Source organism: Rhizobacter sp. P2_H3 (assembly GCF_056403355.1).
In genome coordinates, this window is record NZ_JBFUFQ010000313.1 from 1 (window position 1) to 5,466 (window position 5,466).

Below are 5,466 nucleotides of genomic sequence, written 5' to 3' on the forward strand. Positions count from 1 at the left end.
GCGACGAGCAGGCGGCCAGCACGGCGAGCATCGCCACGCCCAGCCACGCCCGGCGCGATGGGTACTTCTCAATGCAACGCACGATAGATCTCCTCCGCCAATTCCCTCGAGATTCCGTCGACAGTAACAAGATCGTCAACGCTCGCATGGCCCACGCCACGCACGCCTCCGAAGCGCTGCAAAAGTTTCGCACGTTTCTTCGGCCCCACGCCGGGTATGTCTTCCAGCCGGCTGCCGCCGGTGCGCACGCTGGCGCGGCGCGCCCGCATGCCGGTGATCGCGAAACGGTGCGCCTCGTCGCGGATCTGCGCCACCAGCATCAGTGCCGCCGAATCCTTGCCCAGGTACACCTTCTCGCGGCCGTCGGCGAACACCAGTTCCTCGAGGCCGACCTTGCGGCCCTCGCCCTTCTCGACGCCGACGATCAGCGACAGGTCCAGGCCCAGTTCCTCGAACACCTCGCGCGCCATGCTGACCTGGCCGCGCCCGCCGTCGACCAGCACCAGGTCGGGCATGCGCACGTTCGTCGGCTCGCCGGACTCCCTGTCAGCCAGCGCCGCGGCGATCTTGCTGTAGCGCCGCGTCAGCACCTGGCGCATCGCGGCATAGTCGTCGCCGCCGGTCACGCCCTCGATGTTGTAGCGGCGGTACTGCGCGTTCAGCATCTTGTGGGTCTCGAACACCACGCACGATGCCTGCGTCGACTCGCCGGCGGTGTGGCTGATGTCGAAACACTCGATGCGGAATGTGTCGAGGTTTTCCGGCGACAGGTCCAGCGCCTCGACCAGCGCGCGCGTGCGCGCCTGCTGCGAGCCCTCTTCCGACAGCAGCCGCGCAAGCTTCAGCTGCGCGCCCTGGATGCACATGTCCAGCCAGGCGCGGCGCGCATCGCGCGGCTGGTGCTGCGCGCTCACGCGGGTGCCGCTGTGCTCGGTCAGCGCATCGATCAGCGCCTTGTCGACCACGTGGCTCAGCACCAGCAGCGGCGGCACCTCGCTGTCGAGGTAATGCTGCGCGATGAAGGCCTCCAGCACCTGCACCTCGGGCGATGCGCGCTCGCTCTCCGCGTCTGCGCCGCCTGCGGCGCCGATCTCGGTCGCGTCCTCGACATGCGCCGGGAAGTACGGCCGGTCGCCCAGGTGCCGCCCGCCGCGCACCATCGCGAGGTTGACGCAGGCCCGCCCGCCCTGCACCTTCACCGCGAGGATGTCGGCGTCCTTGGTCGACACGCCGGTGTTGTCCTCGACCGACTGCTGGTGCAGCACCTTCGACAAGGCACCGAGCTGGTTGCGGATCTCGGCCGCCTGCTCGAACTCCAGCGCGTCGGCGTGGGCCATCATCTGCGCCTGCAGGCCGTCCATCACCTCCTGCTGCTGGCCGAGCAGGAAGCGCTCGGCATTGGCCACGTCGCGCGCGTAGTCGTCGGCGGCGATGTAGTCGACGCACGGACCGGAGCAACGCTTGATCTGGTACAGCAGGCAGGGCCGCGTGCGATTGTTGAAGACGGTGTCCTCGCAGGTGCGCAGGTGGAACACCTTCTGCAGCAGCTGGATCGATTCCTTCACCGCCCAGGCGCTCGGGTACGGCCCGAAGTAGCGATGCTTGCGGTCGACCGCGCCGCGGAAGTAGGCCATGCGCGGGAACGCGTGCGAGACGATCTTCAGGTAGGGGTAGCTCTTGTCGTCGCGGAACAGGATGTTGTAGCGCGGGTTGAGCGTCTTGATCAGGTTGTTCTCGAGCAGCAGCGCCTCGGCTTCCGAGCGCACCACCGTCGTCTCCATCCGCACGATCTTGCTGATCATGTGGCCGATGCGCGTGCCGCCGTGGTTCTTCTGGAAGTAGCTCGAGACGCGCTTCTTCAGGTCGCGCGCCTTGCCGACGTAGAGCACCGCATCATTCGCGTCGAAATAGCGGTAGACGCCGGGCAGGCCGGGCAGCGCCAGCACCTCGGCGAGCAGGCGCTCGCGGCCGGGGTCGGCCGGCGGCGCCGGGTCGGTGGGTTCTTCGGGCAACGACGTCGTCTCGTTCATCGGTTGCGATTGTGCCGCTGCCGATAATGGCGCGCATGCCGCACCTGCAATGGGATGTCTTCTGCCGCGTCGTCGACAACTTCGGGGACATCGGCGTGTGCTGGCGGCTCGCCGCCGACCTGGCCGCGCGCGGCGAGCGGGTGCGGCTGTGGGTCGACGACGCACGCGCGCTCGCGTGGATGGCGCCGGGCGGCGCGGCCGGTGTCGAGCTGCAGGCGTGGCCCGAGGCCGAGGACGAGGCCCGGCCGATCGGCGACGTGGTGGTCGAGGCCTTCGGGTGCGAGTTGCCGCCGGCGGTGCTGGTGCGGATTGCCGAAAGAGCGGCCGAAAGAGCGCCGGTGTGGATCAACCTCGAATACCTGAGTGCCGAGGCCTACGTGGAGCGCAGCCACCGCCTGCGCTCGCCGCAGATGCACGGGCCGGCACGCGGCATGAGCAAGTGGTTCTTCTACCCCGGCTTCACGGCCGCCACCGGCGGGCTGCTGCGCGAGCCGGGGCTGATGGCGCAGCGCGAGGCGTTCGACCGCGCGGCGTGGCTCGCAGCCCGGCAGATCGCGCCGCGGCCCGGCGAGCAACTGGCCAGCCTGTTCTGCTACCGCGTGCCGTCAGCCGGGGCCTTGCTCGATGCCCTCGGCCATCGGCCGACGCTGCTGCTGGTGCCCGGCACCGCGCCGCCGCTGCCCGGGCTGCCGGCGTCCATCCGGGTGCTGTCCCTGCCCTACCTCGCGCAGGCCGGTTTCGACCGGCTGCTGTGGGCCTGCGACCTGAATTTCGTGCGCGGCGAGGATTCGCTGGTCCGCGCGCTGTGGGCCGGCCAGCCATTCATCTGGCAGATCTATCCGCAGGACGATGGCGTGCACGCGGCCAAGCTGCAGGCCTTCCTCGACCGCTTCAGCGCCACGCCGGACATCCGCGCGGCGTGGCGGGCCTGGAACGGCCTGCAAGACCCTGCCGGCATCGGGCCTGATCGCGCGTCCTGGCAGGCGCAGTGCCTGAATTGGCGCAAAGCCTTGCTCGCGCAGACCGATCTCGCCGGTCAGTTGCTGTCTTTCGTCGCCGAATCGCTATAAAATCGCCGGCTTTGCGCGTTCTGGGCCATTGAACATTCCGGCGCGCGCTGGCTCAGGCAAAACAGCCCCTACGGAAATCGTTATGAAAATCGCACAGGAAATTCGCGCAGGCAACGTGATCATGCACGACAAGAACCCGATGGTCGTGCTGAAGACCGAATACAGCCGCGGTGGCCGCAATGCCGCCACCGTGCGCATGAAGCTCAAGAGCCTCCTGAACAACTCGGGCACCGAGGTCGTGTTCAAGGCCGACGACAAGATGGACCAGATCATCCTCGACAAGAAGGAGTGCACCTACTCCTACTTCGCCGACCCGATGTACGCGTTCATGGACGCCGAATACAACCAGTTCGAGGTCGAGGCCGAGAACATGGGCGACGCGGTGCAGTACCTCGAAGACGCGATGCCCGTCGAAGTGGTGTTCTACGACGGCAAGGCGATCTCGGTCGAACTGCCGACCAGCCTGGTGCGCGAGATCACCTACACCGAGCCGGCCGTCAAGGGCGACACCTCGGGCAAGGTGCTGAAGCCGGCCAAGCTGGCTACCGGCTTCGAGGTCTCGGTTCCGCTGTTCGTCGAAACCGGCGACAAGATCGAAATCGACACCCGCACGCACGAGTACCGCAAGCGCGTCTGATCCACGCACACTGCCTCCCCGCAAAGGGCACCCTCGGGTGCCCTTTTTGCTACCGTCCGTGACCATGGGTCCTGCCACCGGCTTCGACTTCAGCGCCATCACCTCGCCGTTCCGGATGCAGCCCGGGCTGCGACGGCTCGCGCCGGGCGCGCCGCAGCTGACGCCGTTGCGGCCGGGCGACCCGGTGCTGCGCGAAAAGCTCACGGTGCTGACAGAGTTCGCACCGCAGGCTTTGCTGACAGCCCCCGGTTTCGACGCGGCCCCCGCGCTGGCCGCGCTGTGCGGGCACGCTGCCGCCGAGTGGCCCGCCGCATGGCACCACGAGGCCGGCGCCTGGCACGCCCCCTGGCTCGGCTGGTCGCTCGCGGGCGACGAGCCGCAGGCCGATGGCGACGCCGCGCCCGACATCGGCCGCTGCCTGTCGGCCCTGCCGCGCGAATGGCGGCTGCCGGCGCTGCTGTGCCTCGCGTTCGCCGAAGACTTCGCGGTCATCGACGGCGACAGCGCCCGCATCCCGTGGCTCGCGGTGTGCCTGCCGTCGAACTGGGCACCCGAAGAGAAAGTCGGCCGGCACTTCGCCGAGGTGCACGCCCCGGTCGCCGACAACCTGCTGCTCGTCAACGCCGGCGAGCACCTCGCGCGGCTCGTCACGCAGCCCGATCGCTGGGAGCGCTTCGTCTGGACGATCACGCGGCACCCGCGGCTGCATGCGCACCCGGACCGCGTCGACCCGGCGCCGTGGTCGCCGGCCGCCACGGCCGACGAGCTCGCGGCGCGCGCCTTCTTCCGCACCGAGCACCAGACCTTCATCCCGGTGCCGGGCGTGCGCCAGGCGGTGTTCACGATCCGTGTCAGCGTCACGCCGCTCGCGCAGGCGCTGGCCGACCCTGCGCAGGCGCGCCAGGTGCACGATGCGCTGTCGACGATGAGCCCCGCCGTGCTGGCCTACCGCGGCCTGACCGATGCGCGCGACCGCCTGCTGGACTGGCTCGCGCGCCGCGCAGCATGAACAGCCGCCCGATCGTGCCGGCGGAGCTCGGCTGGTCGCCCGAGGGGCTGCCGTTCTCGCCGCGCCATGGCGATGTCTACCACCCGCTCGCCGGCGCAGCGCAGCAGGCCCTGCACGTCTTCCTCGGCGGCAACCAGCTGCCGCAGCGCTGGCAGGGCCGCACGCGCTTCGTCGTGCTGGAGACCGGCTTCGGCCTCGGCAACAACTTCCTCGCCACCTGGGATGCCTGGCGGCGCGATGCGCAGCGCTGCGACACGCTGGTCTTCGTCTCGACCGAGCTGAACCCGCTGCGCCGCGATGACCTGCAGCACGTCCCGCGCGAGCCGGCATGGGCCGCGCTCGCGCCGCAGCTCGAAGCCGCCTGGCCGCCGCTGACGCCCAACCTGCACCGCCTCTCGTTCGAGGGCGGCCGGGTCCAGCTGCTGCTCGCGCTCGGCGACGCGCGCGACTGGCTGCCCGAACTGGTGGCCGAGGTCGATGCGTTCTACCTCGACGGCTTCGCCCCCGCGCGCAACCCCGATGCCTGGGACAGCCGCCTGCTGAAGACCCTCGGCCGGCTGGCCGCCCCGGGCGCGACGGCCGCCACCTGGAGTTCCGCACGCGCGGTGCGCGACGGGCTGGTGACGGCCGGCTTCGAGGTGGAGCGGACGCCGGGGCGCGGCGGCAAGCGCGACATCACGCTGGCCCGGTTCGCGCCGGCATTCGTGCCGCGGCGTGCGC

At 69.9% G+C, this 5,466-nt stretch carries 5 protein-coding genes; 4 read left to right on the forward strand and 1 reads right to left on the reverse strand.

The window, feature by feature from the left end; genetic code table 11:
* Positions 1–68: 68 nt before the first annotated feature.
* Positions 69–2,030 carry an excinuclease ABC subunit UvrC gene (gene uvrC / locus AC1D1T_RS29675; RefSeq protein ID WP_477827508.1) on the reverse strand — a complete coding sequence of 654 codons (1,962 nt, stop codon included), beginning with the start codon at positions 2,028–2,030 and terminating at the stop codon, positions 69–71.
* Positions 2,031–2,056: 26 nt separating this feature from the next.
* On the opposite strand from uvrC, the gene earP reads away from it, so the two are divergent.
* The 4 genes from earP to mnmC2 form a co-directional block, all read left to right on the forward strand.
* Entirely contained in the window at positions 2,057–3,100 is a 1,044-nt protein-coding gene (earP, locus tag AC1D1T_RS29680; protein ID WP_477993046.1) for an elongation factor P maturation arginine rhamnosyltransferase EarP, read from the forward strand.
* 82 nt (positions 3,101–3,182) lie between these two features.
* Positions 3,183–3,737 (forward strand): elongation factor P, encoded by a 555-nt coding sequence (gene efp / locus AC1D1T_RS29685; protein WP_047510896.1) that lies wholly within the window; start codon positions 3,183–3,185, stop codon positions 3,735–3,737.
* Between the two features lie 64 nt (positions 3,738–3,801).
* A complete protein-coding gene (locus tag AC1D1T_RS29690) occupies positions 3,802–4,746 on the forward strand; it encodes a heme-dependent oxidative N-demethylase subunit alpha family protein (RefSeq protein WP_477993047.1) in 945 nt (314 codons plus the stop codon).
* The coding region (gene mnmC2, locus AC1D1T_RS29695; RefSeq protein WP_477993048.1) for a tRNA (5-methylaminomethyl-2-thiouridine)(34)-methyltransferase MnmC2 at positions 4,743–5,466 on the forward strand (724 nt) is incomplete at its 3' end. The genes AC1D1T_RS29690 and mnmC2, both read left to right, overlap by 4 nt.

Coding starts and splice junctions, on each gene's coding strand:
- AC1D1T_RS29690 (WP_477993047.1), top strand. CDS start 3,802: ATGGGTCCTGCCACCGGCTTCGACTTCAGCGCCATCACCTCGCCGTTC.
- earP (WP_477993046.1), top strand. CDS start 2,057: ATGGCGCGCATGCCGCACCTGCAATGGGATGTCTTCTGCCGCGTCGTC.
- uvrC (WP_477827508.1), bottom strand. CDS start 2,030: ATGAACGAGACGACGTCGTTGCCCGAAGAACCCACCGACCCGGCGCCG.
- efp (WP_047510896.1), top strand. CDS start 3,183: ATGAAAATCGCACAGGAAATTCGCGCAGGCAACGTGATCATGCACGAC.